This is a genomic window from Methylomonas sp. LL1, from assembly GCF_015711015.1.
In the GTDB taxonomy this organism is placed as follows: Bacteria; Pseudomonadota; Gammaproteobacteria; order Methylococcales; family Methylomonadaceae; genus Methylomonas.
The window spans coordinates 960,000-983,770 of sequence record NZ_CP064653.1 but is presented as its reverse complement, the minus strand read 5'-3'; the positions used below and the strand labels follow the sequence as shown (position 1 = coordinate 983,770).

Here is a 23,771-nt window from a genome sequence, read left to right as displayed (position 1 = left end):
GTGCTTTTAATTATTATGGTTGTGAAAAGTGCCTAGAGAATACGTTTGTCGATGATTTGTTCGCCGGTGTGGCCGAAACGCCTTTGCCTGCCCTTAAAACTGTCTATGGCTTTCTGCATCATAGCCTGATCGAAATCCGGCCACAGCACGTCGGTAAAATAAAACTCGGTGTAAGCCAGTTGCCACAACAAAAAGTTACTGACCCGCTCCTCGCCGCCGGAACGGATAAACAAATCCGGTTCCGGCAGATCGGCCGTTACCAGATATTGGTTGATCAAGTCTTCGGTAATGGCTTGTTCCTGGATTTCATCGGCTTTGATAGCAGCAACAATTTTTTGCAGAGCCTGGGTAATATCCCAGCGGCCGCCGTAGTTGGCGGCAATCACCAGGGTCAGCCCGGTGTTATGGGCTGTCTGGGCTTCGGCGGCACGGATTTTTTCCTGCAATTTTTCCGGGAATGCTTCCTTGTCGCCGATGATACGCAAGCGAATATTGTTTTTGTCCAGTTTATCGACTTGGGTTTGCAGCGTGCTCATGAATAATTCCATCAGCAAACTGACTTCATCCTTGGGACGCCGCCAATTTTCGCTGCTAAAGGCAAACAGCGACAACACTTCGATGTTTTGCTTGGCACAATACTCGACAATTTTTCTAACCGCTTTGACGCCGGCATGATGCCCCATGATTCTTGGCATCAATCGTTTTTGCGCCCAGCGGCCGTTGCCATCCATGATGATGGCAATATGCCGGGGATTATCGTTGTTAACTAACAATGGGCTACCAAGCTCATCTGACATAAGCACTCTCGGTTAATCTACATGGACAGCAGATCGGCTTCTTTTTCTTCAAGATGCTTTTCCACTTCTTTGATGTATTGATCGGTGAGCTTTTGAATTTTGTCTTCGGCTTGCCGCGCATCGTCTTCTGAAATCAACTTTTCCTTCAGCGCATCCTTGACTGCCGCATTAGCATCGCGGCGGATGTTTCTGATCGCAACCCGGCCTTGTTCGGCTTCGTTTTTAACCACTTTCACCAAGTCGCGTCTACGCTCCTCGGTCAAGGCTGGTAACGGGATACGAATCACCGTGCCTTGGGTAGCCGGATTCAAGCCCAAACCGGACGACAAAATGGCTTTTTCGATGGCTTGTATCATACCCTTTTCCCAGGGCACCACTTTCAAAGTTCTGGCATCTTCCACCGAGACATTGGCTACCTGGGATAAGGGCGATTCCGAACCATAATAACTGACACTGATTTGATCCAGCAGGCTAGGATGTGCCCGCCCGGTTCTGATTTTGGTGAACGCTTTTTGCAGGGCTTCGATGCTTTTTACCATCCGCGCCGCCGCATCTTGTTGAATATCACTGATCATTCTATTTCCTCACGATTAGAGAGCCGATGTCTTCACCGCGCATCAAACGCATTACCGCTCCCGGCTCAAAAATGTTCATTACCCGCATCGGCAGGTTATTGTCACGACATAACACCAACGCCGTGGTATCCATCACGTTCAAACGCTGGTCTATGGCTTCGTCATAGGTCAAACGCGAATAAAACACGGCGTCGGCGACTTTATTAGGGTCGGCCGAATAAACGCCCTTGACCTTGGTGGCCTTGATCATCAACTCGGCGTCGATTTCAATGGCGCGCAAACTGGCCGCGGTATCGGTGGTAAAAAACGGATTACCGGTGCCGGCGGCAAAGATGGTGACCCGGCCTTTTTCCAAGTGCCTGACCGCCCGTCGGCGAATGTAGTCCTCGCAAACCTGATTGATTTTAAGCGCCGTCATCACCCGCACCGGCTGGCCCAGGTATTCCAGTGCATCCTGCATGGCCAAGGCGTTAATCACGGTTGCCAACATCCCCATCTGATCGCCGGTAACGCGATTAAGCCCTTCCGAGGCTTTCTCGCCACCCCGCAAGATATTGCCGCCGCCAATCACCAAGCCCACCTGAATACCGGCATCACACAAGTCTTTAACTTCTTGCGCCAAACGCTGAACGATATCGGGATCAATACTACCCCCTTTTTCGCTCATCAGTGCTTCGCCGCTTAATTTAAGTAAAATTCTCTGGCAAATCGTGTGACTCATATTCGATAGTATCCCAAGGCTGATAGGTTAAAGTAATCAATTCAGAACAGAAAAAACCCGGTAAAAACCGGGTTTTTATCGGATGAGGTTAACCTCTTACCTGCGCCATCACTTCGGCGGCAAAGTCTTCTTCTTTTTTCTCAATCCCTTCGCCGACTTCAAAACGGGCAAAGCGCACCACGGAATTGCCTTTGGAAGACAGCAGTTTACCGACCGTCATGCTATCGTCTTTAATGAAAGGCTGCCCAACCAACGTAATTTCGGCCAGGAATTTGCTGATGCGACCGCCGATCATTTTCTCGACGATTTCGGCCGGTTTGCCGCTTTCCAAGGCTTGGGCGGAGAAAATTTCTTTTTCCTTGGCAATCACGTCGGCGGATACTTGATCTTCGGACACATATTCCGGTTTGGATGCGGCGATATGCATCGCAATATCCTTACCCAGCGCGCTGTCGTCTTTCGACAGTTCTACGATAACGCCGATTTTGCTGCCGTGCAAATAGCATGCTTGGCCACCTTCGGCGGTGGAAAACTTTTTAAAGCGTCTAACGGTGATGTTCTCGCCCAGTTTGGCAATCAACGCGCGGCGAGTGTCATCAACCGTGACGCCGCTGGCCAGAGTCATGGCTTGTAATTGTTCTTCACTTTCAACATCGGCGGACAACATTGCATTAACCACATCGTTGACGAACCCTGAAAAATCATCGCCCTTGGCCACGAAATCGGTTTCGCAATTGACATCCACCATCACGACGGTTTTACCGTCATCGGAGACTTTTACACCGATCACGCCTTCGGCGGCGATACGGCCGGATTTTTTATCGGCTTTAGCCAAACCCGCTTTGCGCATATTCTCGATGGCTAATTCCATATCGCCATTAGCTTCAACCAGGGCTTTTTTACATTCCATCATGCCGGAACCGGTACGCTCACGCAGTTCCTTAACCATAGCCGCACTAATACTCATATTTTTTCCTCAAGTTTATTAACTAAAAAAACGCCTCACTAAGGAGGCGTTTAAAAGACTAAATCGGAGCCTGGTCGAATCAGGCTCAAGCATACCCGGCTTTATGCGGCCGGGATGCATAAAACTTACGCTTCCGCTACAACTTCCTCGACGAAGTCATCCGATTTTGCACCGGCATCCATACGCAATGCCTTGGCTTCCAAAACCGCCGCGGCAGCACTTTGGCAATACAGAGTGACCGCGCGAATCGAGTCATCGTTGCCAGGAATGACATAGTCAATGTTTTCAGGCGAGTTATTGGAGTCAACCACGCCGATAACAGGGATACCCAGTTTTTTGGCTTCCATGATAGCGTTTTTCTCATAGCCGACATCCAGCACGAAAATCGCGTCCGGCGTGCCGCGCATGTCTTTGATACCGCCCAGACTGCGCTCCAGTTTTTCCAATTCACGCTCCATGCCCAACGCTTCTTTTTTGCTAAAACGTTGATACAGGGTACCATCGGCCTTCATCGCTTCCAGTTCTTTCAGGCGATTAATGGATTTTTTGATGGTTTTGAAGTTGGTCAACATACCACCCAACCAGCGATGGTTGACATAAGGCATGCCGCAACGTTTGGCTTCTTCCGCCACGGCTTTACGCGCGGCCTTTTTGGTGCCGACAAACAGAATGCTGCCTTTATTGGCGGTCATTTGGCCCAAATAATTCATCGCGTCGTTGAACATTGGAAGCGTTTGTTCCAAATCGATGATATGGATTTTGTTACGGGCTCCGAACAAATAGGAAGCCATTTTGGGATTCCAGTAACGAGTTTGGTGTCCGAAGTGAACACCCGCTTCTAGCATTTGACGCATTGACACTGCTGCCATGTATTTCTCCTAAGATTTTGCCGAATGATTCGGCGTTGGGTTACGCCTCCGCTCCGTCCCGACTGATGACCCGTTAATGCCCTAGGACTTTAACCGGCACCCCATCAATCGTGTCGACAGGCGTGAGTATTAAACATAGTGAACTTCACTTTATACCATGATTACGATTTCACAACAATAGCAAGTCTGATAGACTGGTCCGATAACCGGGCAACATAACGGCCCGCGTATCGCATTAATAACCTAAACAAAACCCCAACCGCCTGATGAGCATTGTAATAAAAACCACCGACGAAATTAATAAAATGCGGGTTGCCGGCAAGCTGGCCGCCGAGGTATTGGAAATGATAGCGCCTCATGTGGTGGTCGGCGCCACCACGGACGAACTCGATCAGCTTTGCCATGATTATATCGTCAACGAACAACAAGCCATTCCGGCTCCTCTGAATTATCGCGGTTTTCCCAAATCGATTTGCACCTCTATCAATCATCAGATTTGTCACGGCATCCCTTGCGATAAAAAACTGAAGAATGGCGACATCGTCAACGTCGATATTACCGTGATCAAAGACGGTTATCATGGCGACACCAGCAAAATGTTCTGCGTGGGCGAAGTCAGCCAGCACGCGAAAAGACTGGTTGAAATCACTCGCCAATGCCTGTTTCTAGGCATCGAACAAGTCAAACCCGGCGCCCATTTTGGCGATATTGGTTACGCTATCCAGCAATGCGCCGAAAGCAACCGCTACTCGGTGGTGCGTGAGTTTTGCGGACATGGTATCGGTAAAAGTTTTCACGAAGAACCGCATGTAATGCATTTCGGCAAACGCGGCGATGGAGCAGTCATACAGCCCGGCATGATTTTCACCATAGAGCCGATGATCAACATCGGCAAGCGGCACATGAAAATCCTACCCGACGGATGGACAGCGGTGACCAAGGACCGCAGCCTGTCTGCTCAATGGGAGCACACCATATTAGTGACCGACAACGGCTATGAAATTTTGACTTTGCGCCAGGAAGAACGGTGACCTCTTACTTGTTTACCGAAGCCGATTTTGCTAGAGGCTTTTTAGACAGCAGCCCTGTCGCCAGTTTCAAAAGCGCCATTAGCCAGGAAAACGAACATCTAAAGCAGCGCTTTCACCCCGAACAATCGGCCGCAAGCCTGCTTAGCGAGAAAGCCCATTTCATGGACAGCCTGCTATCGGCCAGCTGGAAGCATTTTCTGGCCGGCGAGTCGGACAATCTCGCCCTGATCGCAACCGGGGGCTATGGTAGAAGCGAATTATTTCCGCATTCCGATATTGATATTCTGATCATTCTGAATCCGGACTATTGCGATAGCACTCAGGACAGCCTGTCCGGCTTCAGTAATTTTCTATGGGATATCGGCCTTAAACCTGGACTGAGCACCTGCTTTCTGAACGAATGCGTGGCATTTGCCTCTCAGGATCAGACCATATTCACCAGTCGCTTGGAAATGCGCCTAATCACCGGCAATAACGACCTGTTCAAGCAGCTCAGAAAACAAATAATCAACACACAGCTTTGGTCGTCGGAGCGGTTCTTCCTGGCCAAAATGAACGAGCAGGAACAACGCTACAGCAAATACCATGACACCGCCTATAACCTGGAACCCAACATCAAGGAAGGTCCCGGCGGACTCAGGGACATTCAAGTCATAAGCTGGGTTTTCAAGCATCACTACAACGCGCAATCCCTACGCGAACTGATCAAATACGGCTTTCTGCCCAAATCGGAATACGACAGCCTGGTCGCATCGCGAGACATCCTCTGGCGCCTGCGTTTTGCCTTACACGCCTTGACCAACCGTTGCGAAGACCGGCTTTTATTCGACTATCAGCGCGAACTGGCCACGCTGTTCGGTTTTGTCGACCCGGAACAACAACCCGATGTCGAACAATTCATGCAGTTTTTCTTCAAGACCGTGGTCGATATTGAGCGCCTGAACGAAATGCTGTTGCAATTGCTTAATGAAAGACTGATCGGCAGCCATGAAGCCCTGACCCCGACGCCTATTACCGCAAACTTTTCATCCATTGCCGGTTACCTGGAAGTGAGTAGCGATGATGTGTTCCAAAACCATCCCCTGGCCTTACTGGAAATTTTTCTACTCCTGCAGCAGTCACCATCCTTGAAAGGGATACGCGCCGGCACCATACGCTTGATCCGCAAGAGTCTGCCGTTAATCGACGACGACTTTCGCCACAACAAGGATGCCAATCGCCTGTTCATTGAAATTCTGCGGCAACCACGCGGCATCACCCATCAGCTGAAACGGATGAATCGCTATGGGGTGTTGGCGGCATACTTGCCGGACTTCGCCAATATCGTCGCCCGCATGCAGTACGATTTGTTCCACATTTACACGGTCGACGAACATACTCTATTCGTGATTCGAAATTTGCGCCGCTTTGCACTGGACAAACACAGCAAGGAACTGCCGTTTTGCAATAACATCTTTCTGCTGACACCAAAGCCTGACGTACTCTATATCGCGGCCTTGTTCCACGATATCGCCAAGGGCCGGGGCGGCGACCATTCGATCTTGGGCGAAAAGATCGCCAGCGACTTTTGCCGGCAGCATGACCTGCCCAGACATGACAGCAAAATCATTATCTGGCTAGTGCGCAATCACTTGCTGATGTCAATGACCGCGCAACGCAAGGACATCAGCGATCCGGACGTAATACATACTTTTGCGTTGCAGGTCGGCAGCATCGAATCCTTGAATTATCTGTATCTGCTGACCGTCGCCGACATTCGTGCCACCAATCCCAGCCTATGGAACGCCTGGAAAGATGCGCTACTGAAAGAGCTATATATTTCCACCCATAAGGCTTTGCATCGCGGTCTGCACAACCCCGTCGCCCGCTCCGAGCGAATCCACGACGTCAAGAAAGAGGCGCAGGACGAGCTACTGAAGCTCGGCATTTCCAAAGCCACGCTGAAAAAATCCTGGCAGCATTTGAGCGACGATTATTTTTTGCGCTATTCCGCGGACGAAATTGCCTGGCACACCATCGCCATCGCCGCCTCCACCGAATCCGAATTACCGCTGGTACTACTGCGCCCGCAAACCCAGCGCGGCAGCGCCGAAATATTCATTTACACCCGCAATGAAGCGCAGATATTTTCGATTTGCACCGCGACACTGGACCAACTGGGCTTGACTATTCTCGACGCACGCATCATTACTACCGCCGATCAATATGTGTTGAACAGCTTTCAGGTATTGGAACAATCCGGCGCGGCCATCAACGATTTGCACCGGGAAATCCACATCTGCGACGCATTGCGCCAAGGCTTGATTACCAAGCAAGTCAAAGTGTCGAAAAACATTCATAAACAATCCAGACAGGCGCGCCACTTTCCAATCGACACCAGCATCACCTTTCTGGATGATCCATCAAACCAACACACCATCATCGAGTTGGTTACCACCGACCGCGCCGGCCTGTTGTCCACGATAGGCCGGGCATTCACCGAGTTGGACATTCAACTGCACGACGCCAAAATCACCACCATCGGCAGCCGCGCGGAAGACATGTTTTATGTCAGCAACCAGGATTCGCTGCCCATCATGGACGATCACGAAAAGCAGCGGATCAGCACTACGCTACAGCGCTACCTGGCATTGAAGGAGTAAATCAGGGTCGCTCAAACCATGCCCCGTAAACGCCGCTAATACATAGGGCTAAAATTCGGCCCTCAGCTTGATCTGGCGGACAAACTTTCCCCGCGCGCCAATTTCGGCAACCTACTACCCTCCAGCCCCATTGCCGCCTTCATGACTTTGTTCCTGACCGGCGTCAAACGCTGCGCCAATCCCAGCCCCAGATTCCTGATCAACTTGACCGGCAAAATATCGTTACTGAAGGACTGATAAAACAAATCCATCACCGTCATCATTTTCAGATTTTCATTTCGCCGCATGGCTTCATAACGTTTTAAAACGGCAAGATCGGCAATGTTTTTGCCGCGGTTATGCGCGTCCACCAACACTTCGGCCAAGGCCGCGGCATCCAGCAAACCGATATTGACGCCCTGCCCAGCCAATGGATTAATCATGTGCGCCGCATCCCCCACTAAAGCCACGCCTTGTTTGACATAGTGCTGCGCATGCTGGCGTTTCAACGGAAAACTGGCGACCCCCAAGACTTGCTTTATCTCGCCCAGGCAATCCGGAAAAGCCGCGATAAGTTCGGCTTGCAATGCCTCAAAAGGTAAAGCTTGTAATCGGCGTACTTCGTCGGGTGACTGGTACCAGACGATAGATCCGTAATTACCGGTTAATGGCAAGAAGGCTTGCGGGCCGCTGGGCACAAAACGCTGCCATGTGATGTCCTGCTGCGGATAAGCCGTTTCGACATAAATTACCAGGGCATGTTGATTATAATCCCAACTGGTGACGCCCAATCCAACCGCCTGCCTAACCCGCGACTGCCCGCCATCGGCGGCAACCACCAATTGAGCCCGTAATACCCGGCCATCACTCAACGAGATTTCACTGGCGCTACCGTCATAATTGATTTTACTGATCATGGCCGGCATCAACACTTGCACATTATCGAAGCTCGGTAATTTTTCCAGCAATGCCAATTGCGTAATCCGATTTTCGACGATATAACCTAGCTCGGCCGCGCGAATATCATCGCTATTAAACGTGGTATCACCGGCATTTTCCCAAACCCGCATACGTTTAAACGGACAGTAGCGTCTTGATGTCACACCCTCCCAAGCACCGACTGTTTCCAAGATATTTCTGGAAGCGATACTCAAGGCGGAGACTCTTAAATCATGCGGCTGATCTGCATGAAACGGCTCGGGCGGCTGCGCCTCTATCAATGCCACCCGTAAATCACTATTGCCCAAACAGCACGCCACGGCCGCACCCACCATGCCACCGCCTATAATTACCACATCAAAATGTTCTTTCATAATTGTCTAAAGAGTCTAAATCGCAAGATTAGGCAAGCAAATGCCGGGTTCAATATTGGCGGAATGACAGAAACGGCGCCACGTGTTATCATTAGCAAGTTTCACTAACCGAAATTCCGTATAAAATCGTAAGGTTTTCGCTGCATCGGCTGACTCTAACACGCAGCAGGTAGAAAAACCATAAACAGCGCTGCCGTTCACACAAATAACGGGTAGCGCATTTGATCAGCAAGACAGGATCTGGAAAGCAATGATTAAAAACGCCCAGAAAATCAATACAGTACATATGCTTTATGACGCCGACTTATCCCAGGATAGCTGCGGAGTTGGTTTTATTACCCGCAAGGACGGCAAACAAACCCATGATCTACTGATCAAGTCACATGAAGCATTATGTACCATCCCTCATCGAGGCGGCATGAGCGCCGAAGGCATAGGTGATGGCGCGGGCGTCAACATCGACCTATCGCTAAATTTTTTCCGTAAAATCACTGGCGACAACAGCTTGGAACTTGGGCAATTCGGTGTTGCCAACTTCTTTTTCCCGGAAGATCACGTTCATTACGATTCCAGCGCGGCGCAATTGGTTGAAGAACACTTCAAGGAATTCGCCCTGCCGATCATCAAATGGCGCGAAGTTCCGGTCGACAATTCGGTATTGAATGCGGCCGCGGTCAAAGCCCAGTTACCGATCAAACAGGTTATTTTCGGCCGACCAGCCGCATTGCAAGATGCCAGCCATACCGAATTTGAAAGACACATTCAAAAGGCTTTGCTGACGATCGAAGCCGACGGCTTCAGCCGCCCCGAACTTCAAGGCTTTTACCCGCTGTCGATGAGTTCGCGCACCCTGGTTTACAAGGGCCGCCTAAACTCGTTCGAGGTGATTCCGTATTTTGTCGATCTTTACGACAAAAACAACGAAATCCGCACGCTGTTTTTCCACACCCGATTTTCGACCAATACCGCGCCCGCCACGATGATGGCGCAACCCTTCCGCTACATGGCGCATAACGGTGAATTGAACACGGACAAGAAAAACCGCCTCAGCGAAAATGCGATTGCCCGGCAAAATAACAAACACGTCATTTTTCCTTGCGGCCAGTCCGACTCCGGCCGCCTCGACCAAACCCTGACTCGCCGGATCAATGAAGACGAACTGGACATCGTCACCGCGATTCTGGCGATGATGCCGCCGGCCTGGGAAAACGACACCACTCTGTCGGATGAAGTCCGGGCGATGCTGGAATACTTCAGCCTCTATGAAGAGAAAAACGACGGCCCGGCCGCCTTGATTTTCAACGATGGTATTCGGGTCGGCGCGCGACTGGACCGATTGGGCTTGCGTCCCTTGCGTTCGGTGGAAACCGCCGACTATCTGGCGGTCATGTCGGAAGCCGGGCAGATCGATTTCCCGCCGGAACAGGTGTTAAAACGCGGCCGGATCGAAGCTGGCGGCATGCTGTATTTCGACCACGGCACCGGCCTGTCTTATGACAGCCATCAGGTCATGGAGCGGTTGGCCACGGAAAAGGATTACAAAACCTTGTTGGCGCAACGTTGCATGCACATTGGTGACCTGCCCAAGGTTGAGCTATCGGAAATCGGCAACGACCACGAATTGAATATCGACCAACGCCATACCGCTTATTCGCTGAATCAGGAAAGCTTTAAATTCCTGCTCGATCCTATCCTGCAAACCGGCCTGGAAAAAGTCTCGGCCATGGGTTACGGTCTGGCCCCCAACGCACTGAGCGCGGCGGAAGGCGGTATGTCGCGCTATTTCAGCCAGCGTTTCGCTCAAGTCACCAATCCGCCGCTGGATTCCTTGCGTGAAAGCGACGGCATGACCTTGCGCGTGGCGCTAGGCGCCAAACCGACTTTTGCGCCTAGCCATAGCAAACAGCTGATGATCGAATCACCGATCCTGCAACGGACCCAGCTGGAACAAATCCGCCGCCAGAATCAGGTGAAAACCATCACCTTCGACATGTTGTATAGCCCGGATTTCGATAATGCCGCGCAAAATGAAAAATCCCTGGAGCAAGCGTTGCAAGCAGTTTGCGACCAGGTCGAACAAGCGGCGCGCGGCAACACCGGCATCATCATTCTAAGCGACGCCAACATCGGCAAACACAAGGCCGCCATCCCGGCCCTACTGATGGTGGCCGCCGCCAACCAACACCTGGTCAAGCACGGCTTGCGGTTCAACTCATCGCTAATTCTGGAAACCGGACAAGCCGCCAGCCCGCATGATGTCGCCACCATACTTGGCTTCGGCGCATCGGCTATTTGTCCGCTAAGCGTACATAACCGGGTGATGACCGAATACAGCGACAGCGACGCGCGTAAAAAAGCCTTGTATAACTTCCAGAAAGGCGTCGAAAAATCGCTGATGAAAACCATGGGCAAATTCGGCCTGTGTACGGCGGAAAGCTATATCGGCGGCGAATTTTTTGAATCCAACTATCTGGATACCGACGAACCCAAGTTGCAAGCCTATTTTCCCAACATCAATGCATCGGTCGGTGGCGTGCGTTATACCGACATTGCCGCCAGCACCACCGAATGGCATCACAAAGCACTATCGGTTAAGGATGAAAACGACATCCCATTCCTGGGACTGTTCAAGGAACGTCAGGAAGGCGCCGGCCATACCTTCGGTAATACGGCGGTACGTGAATACATCAACATGACCGATGAACCGATTCTGTATATAGCCGAGCAGCAAGCCGCGGAAGCCAGCGACACGGCTTACCGGGATTTCGGTTACGACAAACGCACACCGGAACAAATCGACGCCTTTGGAATTACCCCGGCCTATCGCAGTTTTTCCCGTAATTTGTCTCAAGAACGGGCAAACCGTCCGGCCGCCTTGCGCGATGTCATGGATTTTCCGGTTGATATTTCGTCAGCCACTAGCAAGGCTGATTTCGATCGCCTGTTGGGCAGTCAAAATCTGTACGGTAATAACAATTTCCTGGTACGCGGCCTCAAGGTCGAAAAATCCAATGATGTCGTGTTTAGCCTGAGTTTGACCAGCAACAGCAGCAAGGCGCGCCTGGAACAATTGGCCGAACACCTGAAAGCCCGTTTTAGCGGTAACGACTTTGGTTTGACGGTTGAAAACGACGCCATCAGCCTGCGCGCCAACGACGGCGATAGCGATATTTACCGCTATCTCGGCAATATCCGCCCCGCCCGTTCCGGCATAGCCATTGCTGACGTGCAACCCGCGCATCAAATCACCCCGGCTTTTGCGTCGGGCGCGATGAGTCACGGCGCTTTGCTGGCGGAAGCTCACGAAGCCGTGGCACAGGGCACCAACATAGCCGGCGCCAAAAGTAACTCGGGTGAAGGCGGCGAACATTCCAGCCGCTTCGGCACCCTGCGTTCCAGCAAGATCAAACAATTTGCCTCGGGCCGTTTCGGCGTATGGGCCGGCTACTTGGCCGATCCGACCATTGAAGAAATCGAGATCAAAATTGGCCAGGGAGCAAAACCCGGCGAAGGAGGCCAACTGCCGGCACCTAAAGTATCGGTTGAAATTGCGGCCCTGCGCGGCGGCACGCCTAAAGTGGAACTGGTTAGCCCGCCTCCGCATCACGATACCTATTCGATCGAAGACTTAGGTCAATTGATTCACGACGCCAAGGCCGCGCGAGTCAAAGTCGTCGTCAAACTGGTTTCATCCGAAGGCATAGGCACCATCGCGGTTGGCGTGGCCAAGGCCGGCGCCGATGTGATCAACGTAGCCGGCAACACCGGCGGCACGGGTGCCGCGGCAGTCACCAGCCTGAAAAACACCGGACGCTCACCGGAAATCGGTATCGCCGAAGTCCATCAGGCCCTTGCCGCCAACGGCCTACGCGACAAAGTCGTTTTGCGCTGTAGCGCGGCCCATCAAAACGGCGTCGACGTGGTCAAATCCGCCATATTGGGCGGTGATTCGTTCGAGTTCGGTACTACCGCGCTGATGATGCTGCGCTGCGTAATGGCGAAAAACTGCAATATCCGCTGCCCGGCCGGCTTGACCACCGCACATGAAGAGTTCAAGGGCGATCCACGGGTTCTGGCGCAGTTCTTCATGAATCTGGCGCACGAAGTACGCGAGATTCTGGCCGACCTGGGTTATACCAGCCTACGCGAGATTCGGGGACAAACCGAATTGTTGCATTTGATCAATCATTCCAGCATGGTTGGCCAAATTCATCTGCAAAAATTGCTGGCCGAAGTCAAGGAAGTCAAAATCGAAAAACCAATCTATCTGGAAAAAGATTTTGCCATCGACGACAAGATTTTTGCCCAGGTCAAAACCGCCTTGTTCGAACAAGGCCAACAGCAAGTGATTGTGGAAGGCGATGCATTCAAACTGAACAATCGCAACAAAACCGTCGGCGGACAAACCGCGATCGACCTGGAGCGCTTGTTGCAATATGAACTGAGCGCCGAGCAAATTACCGCGTCCAAAATCATTTACACCAACCAGCATGGCCGGCGTTACCTTGCCGATGACACCATCATCGTCCGTACCCACGGTTCGGCGGGTCAAAGTTATGCCGCGTTCAACAACGACGGCATCCGTATGGAACATACCGGCACCTGTAACGACGGCGTCGGCAAAACCGCTTGCGGTGGTACTATCATCATCAAATCGCCCGGCGGTGGCTCTAAATTGCCTGGCGAAAACGTGCTGATCGGCAACTTCGCCTTGTTTGGGGCGTCCGGCGGCAAAACCTTCATCAACGGCGAAGCCGGCGACCGTTTCGCGGTGCGTAACTCAGGAGCTATGGCCGTTGTGGAAGGTGTCGGTGATTTCGCCTGCGAATACATGATCAATGGCGCGGTATTGAATCTGGGCGGATTCGGCAAAGGTTTCTGCACCGGCATGTCCGGCGGCAATGCCTATCAATATGATCCGGAAAACCGCTTGCAAACTCTGTACGACAAAACCTCGGTCAGTATTCACAGTCTGGGCGAAGGTAGCGATGTCGCGGCTGCTCATGAACAATTTATTTTGTACATGCTGGAACTGCACATCGAATACACGGGTTCCGAAAAAGCCAAAGCCATCCTGGCGAACTGGCCACAAGAGCGCCAGCACTTTAAGTTTGCCCTACCCTTGTGGCTGAACAGAACCCAAACCGCCGAGTTCCTCAGCCAATCCATGGACCGTAAAGTCATGATCGAAGAACTATCGGTTGCCTTTGCGCAAAAGCAAATCGCGCAAATCAAACAGGCTTATCAAAGCCAAACGACTTTGTTTAACGGCGCGATTCCCGGTTACGGCGATGTCGATGGCGAGTTGACCTTGAAACTGATCAACAGCTACGCCGTGATCGACAAGGCTCAACAGATCGCCAAGGATCAGTTGAACAAGGCTGGCCTGCCCGTTAGCGAAGTCTTAATAGACCAACATGCCCGCAAATTGATCATGGAGCGCCCGCGCAAGCTGCAGGATGCCTTGGTCAAAAACATCCGGGAAGCCTATAGCCAGTATGACGACGCCCAACTCGCCACGCTGATGGCGGAAAAACGCTTGCACGACTATAAAACCACGTTGATGCTGCGCGATGTGCAAAGTATCTATTCCATAGGCTCCACCGCCTGGATTATCGAGCAGGACAACCTCAACCGCCAAGCCTTGGCCGGGGTACCGACCGTCGATAAAAATCTGGCCAGCTTGGAAAGTTTGGCAATCGTCAAAGATATGTTGGAAAACGAAACAGCTTAACGTAAGGCTGGATTCGCAATAGGCAATCCACCAGCAGGCTTTACATCGGTTTGCCCTACCGGGTAAAAAACAGCCTATGAATCCCTACGTTGATTTATTAAGTGACAGGGCCGACGAAAATCGGCCCAAAGTTGGTAACAAAATGAAAGCACCTTTTATCCCGTTAAACGCACCTTACAGTGATACTCAACGCGCCTGGCTAAGCGGCTTTTTTGCCGGCATGCACAGCCATATGCTGCATAGCGCGGGCAGCATCAATCAGGCCGATGCCCGCACCGTGCATATTCTTTATGGCAGCCAGACCGGCAATTCGGAATCAGTGGCCAACGATGCCGCCGCGCGCGCCAAAAGCCACGGTTTGGTCCCGGTGGTCAAAAGCATGGACGAAGTGGAAATCGGCCAATTAGCGGCCATGGAGTATTTGTTGATCATTACCAGTACCTACGGTGAAGGCGCGATGCCGGATAATGCCGAGATGCTGTGGGAATCCGCCAGCAGCGAAGTTGCCCCACACATGGATAAGGTCAACTATTCGGTATTGGCCTTGGGCGATACCAGCTACGACTTGTTCTGCCAGGCCGGCATCGATTGGGATAAGCGCCTGGATGAACTGGGTGGTAAACGCCTGTTAGAGCGCGTCGATTGCGACGTCGATTTCGAAGCACCGGCGGAAAAATGGATTAGCGAAGTGATTCCCTTGATGGCGGAAGGCGCTGCCACTGTCTCGGTCATCGGCGGTGAAACGCAACCGACCAAATCGGCTTATAACCGTAAAAATCCGTTCCCGGCCAAAATGCGCGTCAACCGCATCGTCACCGCGTTGGATTCGTCCAAGGAAACCCGCCATTACGAAATCTCGATTGCAGGTTCAGGTCTTAGTTACGAAGCCGGCGACGCGATGTGCGTCGTCCCCACCAACTGTCCGGACTTGGTCGCTCGGATTTTGGAAGTGTTGGGTTGTAGCGGTAATGAGGAGGAACCGGTTAACAGCGAATTGATGACGCTGTCCGAAGCCCTACGCACTCACTTCGAGATCAAACTACCGAGCAAGGAGCTGATCGAGGAAATCGCCAGGCGCTCAGGTGATCAAGAACTCAATGCCTTGCTTAATAATGGCGACAAAGACAAATTGACCGCTTATCTGTGGGGTCGCGATACACTGGATTTATTGCTGCAATTTCCAAGCGTTGAATTTTCCGCCGCCGAATTCCTGCGTTTGCTAAAACCCCTGCAACACCGGGCTTACTCCATTTCCTCCAGCGGCAAAAAACATCCGGATAGCGTGCATTTAACTGTCGCCAGTGTCCGCTACGATGCGCACGGACGGCATCACAAAGGCGTTTGCTCGACTTATCTGGCCGATTTGGTCGGTGAAGAAACCGATGTTAAGATCTTTTTTACTCCCAACAACAACTTCCGGGTACCCAATAACGACAGTCTACCGATGATTATGGTCGGCCCCGGAACCGGTATCGCTCCATTCCGCGCATTCCTGCAAGAACGCGAATTCCGCAAGGCCTCCGGTAAAAACTGGCTATTCTTCGGCGACCGTAACGCCGCGACTGATTTTATCTACCGTGATGAAATCGAAGCCATGCAAGCATCGGGCCTGCTGACAAAGCTGGATTTGGCCTTTTCCCGCGACCAAGCCGAGAAGATCTACGTCCAGGATAGGATGCTGGAAAATGGCGCCGAATTGTATGCCTGGCTGGAACAAGGCGGTTACTTCTTCGTCTGCGGAGATGCTTACCGGATGGCCAAGGATGTCGATCAAGCCCTGCATGATGTGATACGTATACACGGCAAAAAAACCGTCACCACAACTGTTGATTATGTCAATCAACTGAAAAAAGACAAACGCTATGTTAGGGATGTCTATTAAGCCAAAATTTTGCCGATCTTCAAGACCGGGGTTACGGGGCTTGCTTTTTCAAAGCCCCGCTAGCGGCAAATGAATCCGCATATCCGCCGACCGGCTGGCTTTCTTGCCATGCTCGATCCGCTCAATATGCGGTTCTCGATCACAGGTGACTGCGTGATAACATCTAGCTTGACGGGCAGATTGCTTTTGAATGCTGGTCAATTCTCCGCTAGCCAGCCAGCCGCCGAAACTTAACCGGCAACATTTTTGATGCATTGCCGCGCGAAAGCTCTAATAGGCATGCGCAGATTCTGATAGTTATTGAACAACTGATCAACATCCAGCGGGTTAAGATAAACATAAACCCCGCATCCAGTCATTGCAACAAATTCACGACTCAACATTTCGATAAAAGCGAATCGCTCCACGTACATATCATTGATTTCACTGAAGGTTTCCATGACGGCCACCTATTGATTGATTAAACTCATTAAATACCAAGCATAAGCCGAGCCATGTACTTAAATTTTCTTCGAATCAATCAAATAGAGCTCAAGCGTCGCCGATTGTCGTGAATTAGTTCACATTTTTACCTTGCCAATGCCAAATTTGACACTTGAACTGACAAGTGTGTCATGCCTGACTTACCGTTCGAACTCCCATTACCGGGCGAGAATCCTGACCGTGTAGCCAATAGCGCTACGATAAAACAATAACCCAATGCATTGATTTTATAACGTTAAGCCGCGCGGCATCCAACTGCATGACACCGCTGGCAGGAATGGTAAAGTGTGATTTAGCTTTTTATGGTCGCAGGTCAAAATCATCATGCGCCGGTAACGCTCTGATGATAGAAACCTGTTGAGCTAACAATGGGTTGTCGGGCAAAACCTCTCCCATCAAATAGCGTAGCAATTCCGTATCTTCCAATTCCAGTAATGCCAAAAAAGATTGCTTTTCCCGAGTGTCGGCATTCCGATAGCATAAGTCCAGATACCTGATTAGCATCAAATCCAGTTCAAGCGTCCCGCGCCGACAACGCCAGCGCAGCTTATTCAGTTCGCTCACAAATGCTCGCGTTGAACCAGCAGCTTTTTGATTTCGGCAATAGCTTTGGCGGGATTCAGGCCTTTAGGACAGGTATCGGTACAATTCATGATAGTGTGACAACGATAAAGCTTGAACGCGTCGTCCAGTTCGTCCAGCCTTTCCTGGTCGCTCTGATCACGGCTGTCGGCCAACCAGCGATAAGCTTGCAGCAGAATGGCGGGGCCAAGATACTTGTCGCCGTTCCACCAGTAACTGGGACAACTGGTTGAGCAGCAGGCGCACAGCACGCATTCATACAAACCGTCTAGCTTCGCGCGCTGCTCCCGGCTTTGCAGGCGCTCGACCGCCATGGAAGGTGGAAGTGCGGCAGTCGGTAGGGAACCCGCGTCGCCGGTATCGGCTGGCGCTTCGGTTTCGTCGATTAACCATGGCTTGATCGACGCATATTGTTCGAAGAAATGGCTCATGTCGGCCACCAAATCTTTCACCACGGCCATATGCGGTAATGGAAATATCTTGACCGTGCCTTTGTAGTCGGAAATAGCCTTGGTACAAGCTAAGGTGTTCTTGCCGTTGATGTTCATCGCGCAAGAACCGCAAACACCTTCCCGGCAAGAACGCCTGAAAGTCAGGCTGCTGTCGATCTCATTTTTGATTTTCAAGATTGCGTCCAGCACCATGGGGCCGCACGTATCCATATCGATTTCGTATAGGTCGATACGCGGGTTTTCGCCGGAATCGGGATCCCAACGATACACCTCGAATTTGCGAACGTTTTTGGCGCTCGATGCAGCCTTGTAAGCCTTACCTTTCTTGACCACGGAATTTTTCGGCAATGAGAACTCGACCATTAGTAAATCCTCTCTTTGGGTGCGACGACTTCGACTTCATCGGTCAGCGTGTACAGATGCACCGGGCGGTAATCGATCTTGACCTGATTATTCTCGCGCCAAGTCAGTGTATGTTTCAGCCAATTTTCGTCATCCCGTTTAGGGAAATCTTCCCGCGCATGCCCTCCCCGGCTTTCCTGGCGATTGCCGGCCGCGGTAATCGTAACTTGCGCCTGACCCAGTAAGTTATCCAACTCCAGGGTTTCCACTAAATCGGTATTCCAGATAAGCGACTTATCGCCAACCTTAACATCGTCGAACGATGCCGCGATTTCACCGATACGCTGTATGCCTTCTTGCAAGGTGGCCTCTGTCCTAAAAACGGCGGCCTTAGCCTGCATGGTGGTTTGCATATCCATCCGGATTTCGGCGGTTGAGCGACTGCCATTGGCATGACGAATTTTATCGAAACGTGCCAGTGCTGATTCGCAAGCCTCACTCGCCAAGGGTTTGAGCGGCATGCCTGGCTTGACCAACTCGGAGCAACGTATCGCCGCCGCCCGGCCGAACACCACAATATCCAGTAACGAGTTTGAACCCAAGCGATTGGCACCATGCACCGATACGCAGGCGGTTTCCCCTATCGCCATCAAGCCCGGCACCACGGTGTCCGGGTTACCATCCTTCAATGTGACGACTTCGGCTTTGTAATTGGTCGGAATGCCCCCCATGTTGTAATGCACGGTCGGCAATACCGGAATGGGCTGTTTGGTGGCGTCCACGCCGGCAAAGATGCGCGCGGTTTCGGTGATGCCGGGCAAACGTTCATGAATCACGGCGGGATCAAGATGCTCCAGATGCAGTAGCACATGATCTTTTTTAGGTCCGACACCGCGGCCTTCGCCGATTTCGATGGTTATCGCCCGGCTAACCACATCGCGCGAAGCTAAATCCTGGGCATGCGGTGCGTAACGCGGCATGAAGCGCTCGCCTTCGGAATTGGTCAAAAACCCTCCCTCGCCTCGCGCGCCTTCGGTCATCAAACAGCCGGCGCCATAGATGCCGGTGGGGTGAAATTGCACGAATTCCATGTCTTGCAGCGGCAATCCTGCTCGCAATACCATGCCATTGCCGTCACCGGTAACGGTGTGCGCGGAAGTGCAGGAGAAATAGCTGCGGCCATAACCGCCAGTTGCCAAAACCGTTTGGTGGCCGCGAAACAAATGAATCGAGCCGTCGTCAAGACTCCAGGCCAACACGCCTCGGCACTCGCCATCTTGCATGATCAAATCCAGCGCGATGTACTCGACAAAAAATTCGGCCTTATGTTTCAAGGCCTGCTGGTAAAGAGTATGTAGAATCGCATGACCCGTGACGTCGGCCGCCGCGCAGGTGCGTTGGGCCTGGCCCTTGCCGTAATGAGTCGACATGCCGCCGAAGGCGCGTTGATAGATCTTGCCTTCCGGAGTGCGGGAAAACGGCACGCCGTAATGCTCCAACTCAATAACAGCCGGGATCGCTTCGCGGCACATATATTCAATGGCATCCTGATCACCCAGCCAATCCGACCCCTTGATGGTGTCGTACATATGAAAACGCCAGTCGTCCTCGCCCATGTTGCCCAGCGCGGCGCTAATGCCGCCTTGAGCGGCAACCGTGTGGCTGCGAGTGGGAAACACCTTGCTGATGCAGGCGGTTTTCAGGCCTTTTTCCACCATGCCGAAAGTGGCGCGCAAACCGGCTCCGCCCGCGCCTACCACGACCACGTCGTGTTGGTGTTCGATGATGTTATATGCTGAGGCCATGAGTTACCTTGGAAACAGAATGAAGGCGATCGCAACTAGCGCGGCAACCCCCAGAACTAAAAAAATCAGATGGCTACCACGAATCGCCCAGCGTCTGACCGGGATAGTCGATACATAGTCTTCTATCACCACCTGCATACCCAGGGCGGCGTGATAGGTCGCCGCGATAGCCCAAACGCAGGCAGCGGCGGCATTGACCGGCGACCTCAGCCAGTCCAAGGTTTCCGCATGGGGCGCATTTAAGGATTTATGAAAAAACACGATCAACCAGGCCGTCAATGGTATTAAAACAATGGCGGTCAGGCGTTGATACCAAAAATGACTGGTGGCGGGATGAGCTGATTTTACCCGCAGGGCTTTGTCAGACATAGCAAGCTCCGTCAAGCAATAAGAAAGCGCCCAGAGTCAGTGCTACCGAAGCAAGCAATTCCAAAACGGCATAGGAATTCAGGCTAGCACGATCTAAAGTCTTGCCTACATCCCAAATCAAATGTCGAATGCCATGACAGAGATGAAAAAACAAGGCATAAATAAACCCCCAGTAAACCAATTTCGACCACCAAAAAGCCATGAAGGTCTGCATGGCCAGATACATACTTTCGCCTGCCGCTAGCACATATAACAGATAGACGAACAACGCCAGTCCAATCGATAGCAAAACACCCGTCACGCGGTGGGTGATGGACACCAGCCCTGTCAAGGGTAATCGATAGACTTGCAGATGAGGTGAAAGAGGTCTGTTGACTGGCATGGTTACCCTATGAAATTACCAAGACGTTAGGTTAAAAATCAACGCAGCGCCCCTTGCGTTCCCAATCGCCGAAGCGGGTGGGCTCCAGTCCCTTGGGACCGTTGATTTCTTTTAATTCCGGAACCGGGGAAGAAGTTAATGCCTGATCCGGCAATCCGGCTGGTGCCGGTTCGGATGCTTGTTCGTGGATAGTCTCTAGTTTTTTCATGTCGTTTTTATGAAAAAACTAACGACTATTGATCGCTATTAAATCGCGGCGCGGCGAACCGACATACAGTTGCCGGGGGCGGCTGATCGGAGTCACGCTATCTTCCATCATTTCCAGCCAATGCGAAACCCAACCGGCGGTGCGAGCGATCGCAAACATCACCGTGAACATATCCACCGGAATGTTCAAAGCCTTATAAATAATCCCCGAGTAAAAATCGACATTCGGATAAAGCTTCTTCTCGATGAAATATTCGTCCTTCAATGCATGTTCTTCCAACGCCAAGGCCAGTTCAAATAGAGGTTCGTTCTTTTGGGTTCGCGCCAGGACATCGTAACAAGTCTTGCGGATGATGGTGGCTCGGGGATCGAAATTTTTATAAACCCTATGACCAAAACCCATCAAACGGAAGGGGTCATCATGGTCCTTGGCCTTGGCTATATATTTGGGCACGTTTTCGACGCTGCCGATTTGTGCCAACATATTCAGTACCGCCTCGTTGGCGCCGCCATGGGCCGGCCCCCACAACGCCGCGATACCGGCGGCGATACAGGCGTAAGGATTGGCCCCGGTACTACCCGCCAGACGCACGGTTGATGTACTGGCGTTTTGTTCGTGATCGGCGTGAAGAATGAACAGCAAATTCAAGGCCTTGACCAAATTAGGATCGATGTAATGATCCTGGTCAATGTAGTTTTGCGATGAGCGCGAGAACATCATATTCAAAAAGTTTTCGCAATAACTCAAGTCCATGCGCGGATAAACGAAAGGCCTCCCCACGGAATGCCGATACGATGCGGCGGCGATGGTCGGCATTTTGCCTATCATGCGTGTCGCGCAAATCCGGCGACTATTGAGATCCTTGATATTCAGATCGCTGTGATAAAACGCCGACAAGGAACCCACCACGCCGACCAGCATCGCCATCGGATGAGCATCGTAATGAAAACCGTCGAAAAATTTACGTAAGGCTTCGTGAATGATGGCGCGATCGCTGATTTCCTCGTTGAAATCGCGCAATTGAGTCTGATTAGGTAACTCACCGTTCATCAACAAATAAGCCACTTCGGTAAATTCGCAGTGTTCGGCTAGTTGTTCGATCGGATAACCGCGATACAACAGGATGCCTTTATCGCCATCGATGTAGGTAATCTTGCTTTTACAAGCCGCCGTTGCGATGAAACCAGGATCATAGGTGAAACAGCCCAGATCCTTATTGAGATTGCGAATGTCGGCGGTATCGGCCCCCAAAGTGCCTTTCAGGAGTGGATATTCAACCTGTTTTCCGGTACCGCTGTGTTTTACCAGCAAGGTATCATTTGCCATAGTGTTCTCTATATCCCGTATCAATGTCCCATGAAAGGTAATCAGGATTATCACACAGGCGGTGAATTACTCCAACCCGCTAGGCGTATTGACCCGCGCACCACCCCGACGACCAGGCCCATTGAAAATTATAGCCACCCAGCCAACCCGTTACATCGAGCACTTCGCCGATAAAATACAAGCCGGGAACTTGCAGACATTCCAGGGTTCTGGAAGAAAGCGCATCACAATCCACCCCACCCACCGTAACCTCGGCGGTCCGATAGCCTTCGCTGGCATTAGGCTTGATTCGCCAGGCTTGCAGACTATCGACGATATGCTGTAGTTGTTTATCGGAACAATCGGCCAACAACATTTCCAACGACGACTCAGACAACAAAGCTTGAATCAAACGCTTCGGCAAATAATCGCTTAGCCAATTTCTGACTTTCACTTTATTGCCTTGATTGCGCCTTTGTTTCAACATCCGCAAAAGATTATGCTCGGGTAATAGATTAATCGTCAGCACGTCTCCCGGCCGCCAATATGACGATATTTGCAAGACGGCCGGTCCGCTCAGGCCGCGATGCGTAAACAACAGGTTTTCCTTGAAACTGTGACGCTGATAGGTCACTTCACAGGGCACGGCTATGCCGGTCAAGGCCGAAAAGATCTGTTTATCATCGGGATGCAGCGTCAACGGCACCAAGCCTGCGCGAGTTGGCCACACCTTGATCCCGAACTGTTCGGCAATCCGATAACCGAAAGGCGTGGCGCCCATCTTCGGAATCGACAAACCGCCCGTTGCCACCACCAACGATTGACAATGCTGCTTAGCCGATGGCGTATGCACGGCGAAACCGCCGCCCGCATCGGCGGAAACTCGCTCTATGGGCGTTTGCAAGCTGATAGTCACGCCAAACTGACGACATTCGGACAGCAACATATTTAGAATATCCTTGGCGCTATCGTCGCAAAATAACTGGCCATGCAATCGCTCGTGAAATGGAATCCGATAGAGCTGCACCAACGCCAAAAAATCCCATTGACTGAAGCGCTTTAGAGCGGATTTACAAAAATGCGGGTTATGCGAAAGGTAATTATCGGCATCGACGTGGTAATTAGTGAAATTACAGCGTCCTCCTCCCGACATCAGAATTTTTTTACCGGCCTTGTTGGCATGATCCAACACGCGCACCTTACGGCCGCGTTTGGCTGCTTCTATCGCGCACATTAAACCTGAAGCGCCGGCACCAATAATGATAACGTCAACAGAACTCTGATAATGATCCGTCATGCAACCGCACACCGGGCGCGGTTCGGCTTTTCCAGC

The 23,771-nt window shown here is 51.7% G+C and carries 19 protein-coding genes; 4 read left to right on the top strand and 15 right to left on the bottom strand.

Going from position 1 to position 23,771, the window contains the following annotated elements; genetic code table 11:
• Positions 1–32 precede the first annotated feature (32 nt).
• The 5 genes from IVG45_RS04955 to rpsB all read right to left on the bottom strand — a co-directional run bounded on the left by IVG45_RS04955 (position 33) and on the right by rpsB (position 3,929).
• Positions 33–797, bottom strand: coding sequence for an isoprenyl transferase (locus tag IVG45_RS04955; protein ID WP_196436775.1), 765 nt, complete (start codon positions 795–797; stop codon positions 33–35).
• Between the two features lie 17 nt (positions 798–814).
• Complete coding sequence (frr, locus tag IVG45_RS04950; protein ID WP_196436774.1) at positions 815–1,372, bottom strand: ribosome recycling factor; 558 nt, start codon at positions 1,370–1,372, stop codon at positions 815–817.
• Between the two features lies 1 nt (position 1,373).
• Positions 1,374–2,093 carry a UMP kinase gene (gene pyrH / locus IVG45_RS04945; protein ID WP_196436773.1) on the bottom strand — a complete coding sequence of 240 codons (720 nt, stop codon included), beginning with the start codon at positions 2,091–2,093 and terminating at the stop codon, positions 1,374–1,376.
• Positions 2,094–2,181: 88 nt separating this feature from the next.
• The gene (gene tsf, locus IVG45_RS04940; protein WP_196436772.1) at positions 2,182–3,060 is read right to left on the bottom strand and encodes a translation elongation factor Ts; all 879 of its coding nucleotides are present in this window, start codon (positions 3,058–3,060) and stop codon (positions 2,182–2,184) included.
• A 125-nt stretch (positions 3,061–3,185) separates the two neighbouring features.
• Entirely contained in the window at positions 3,186–3,929 is a 744-nt protein-coding gene (gene rpsB, locus IVG45_RS04935; RefSeq protein WP_196436771.1) for a 30S ribosomal protein S2, read from the bottom strand.
• Between the two features lie 266 nt (positions 3,930–4,195).
• On the opposite strand from rpsB, the gene map reads away from it, so the two are divergent.
• Positions 4,196–4,960: a type I methionyl aminopeptidase gene (map, locus tag IVG45_RS04930; protein ID WP_196436770.1), complete on the top strand. Its 765-nt coding sequence runs from the start codon at positions 4,196–4,198 to the stop codon at positions 4,958–4,960.
• Positions 4,957–7,602 (top strand): [protein-PII] uridylyltransferase, encoded by a 2,646-nt coding sequence (glnD, locus tag IVG45_RS04925; RefSeq protein ID WP_196436769.1) that lies wholly within the window; start codon positions 4,957–4,959, stop codon positions 7,600–7,602. The genes map and glnD overlap by 4 nt, the downstream gene beginning before the upstream one ends.
• Positions 7,603–7,664: 62 nt before the next feature.
• On the opposite strand, the gene IVG45_RS04920 is transcribed toward glnD, so the two are convergent.
• A complete protein-coding gene (locus tag IVG45_RS04920) occupies positions 7,665–8,894 on the bottom strand; it encodes a UbiH/UbiF/VisC/COQ6 family ubiquinone biosynthesis hydroxylase (RefSeq protein ID WP_196436768.1) in 1,230 nt (409 codons plus the stop codon).
• A gap of 250 nt (positions 8,895–9,144) precedes the next feature.
• Here IVG45_RS04920 and IVG45_RS04915 point away from each other — a divergent pair, with 250 nt between their 5' ends.
• The gene (locus IVG45_RS04915) at positions 9,145–14,628 is read left to right on the top strand and encodes a glutamate synthase-related protein (protein WP_196436767.1); all 5,484 of its coding nucleotides are present in this window, start codon (positions 9,145–9,147) and stop codon (positions 14,626–14,628) included.
• Between the two features lie 142 nt (positions 14,629–14,770).
• On the top strand, positions 14,771–16,510 hold the full coding sequence (locus tag IVG45_RS04910; RefSeq protein ID WP_196436766.1) for a diflavin oxidoreductase: 1,740 nt from the start codon (positions 14,771–14,773) through the stop codon (positions 16,508–16,510).
• A 230-nt stretch (positions 16,511–16,740) separates the two neighbouring features.
• Here IVG45_RS04910 and IVG45_RS04905 read toward each other — a convergent pair whose 3' ends face one another.
• The 9 genes from IVG45_RS04905 to IVG45_RS04865 form a co-directional block, all read right to left on the bottom strand.
• Positions 16,741–16,950 (bottom strand): hypothetical protein, encoded by a 210-nt coding sequence (locus tag IVG45_RS04905; RefSeq protein ID WP_196436765.1) that lies wholly within the window; start codon positions 16,948–16,950, stop codon positions 16,741–16,743.
• Between the two features lie 343 nt (positions 16,951–17,293).
• A complete protein-coding gene (locus tag IVG45_RS04900) occupies positions 17,294–17,557 on the bottom strand; it encodes an FAD assembly factor SdhE (protein WP_196436764.1) in 264 nt (87 codons plus the stop codon).
• The gene (locus IVG45_RS04895) at positions 17,554–18,390 is read right to left on the bottom strand and encodes a succinate dehydrogenase iron-sulfur subunit (protein WP_196436763.1); all 837 of its coding nucleotides are present in this window, start codon (positions 18,388–18,390) and stop codon (positions 17,554–17,556) included. The genes IVG45_RS04900 and IVG45_RS04895 overlap by 4 nt, the downstream gene beginning before the upstream one ends.
• Positions 18,390–20,174 carry a succinate dehydrogenase flavoprotein subunit gene (sdhA, locus tag IVG45_RS04890; RefSeq protein ID WP_196436762.1) on the bottom strand — a complete coding sequence of 595 codons (1,785 nt, stop codon included), beginning with the start codon at positions 20,172–20,174 and terminating at the stop codon, positions 18,390–18,392. Before sdhA ends, IVG45_RS04895 begins: the two co-directional genes overlap by 1 nt.
• Before the next feature lie 3 nt (positions 20,175–20,177).
• Positions 20,178–20,543: a succinate dehydrogenase, hydrophobic membrane anchor protein gene (gene sdhD / locus IVG45_RS04885; RefSeq protein ID WP_196436761.1), complete on the bottom strand. Its 366-nt coding sequence runs from the start codon at positions 20,541–20,543 to the stop codon at positions 20,178–20,180.
• Entirely contained in the window at positions 20,536–20,925 is a 390-nt protein-coding gene (sdhC, locus tag IVG45_RS04880; protein WP_196436760.1) for a succinate dehydrogenase, cytochrome b556 subunit, read from the bottom strand. The genes sdhD and sdhC overlap by 8 nt, the downstream gene beginning before the upstream one ends.
• A 31-nt stretch (positions 20,926–20,956) precedes the next feature.
• Positions 20,957–21,133 carry a DUF1674 domain-containing protein gene (locus IVG45_RS04875; RefSeq protein WP_196436759.1) on the bottom strand — a complete coding sequence of 59 codons (177 nt, stop codon included), beginning with the start codon at positions 21,131–21,133 and terminating at the stop codon, positions 20,957–20,959.
• A gap of 18 nt (positions 21,134–21,151) precedes the next feature.
• Positions 21,152–22,459, bottom strand: coding sequence for a citrate synthase (locus tag IVG45_RS04870; protein ID WP_196436758.1), 1,308 nt, complete (start codon positions 22,457–22,459; stop codon positions 21,152–21,154).
• Positions 22,460–22,538: 79 nt separating this feature from the next.
• Positions 22,539–23,735 (bottom strand): NAD(P)/FAD-dependent oxidoreductase, encoded by a 1,197-nt coding sequence (locus IVG45_RS04865; protein ID WP_196436757.1) that lies wholly within the window; start codon positions 23,733–23,735, stop codon positions 22,539–22,541.
• Between the last annotated feature and the right edge of the window lie 36 nt (positions 23,736–23,771).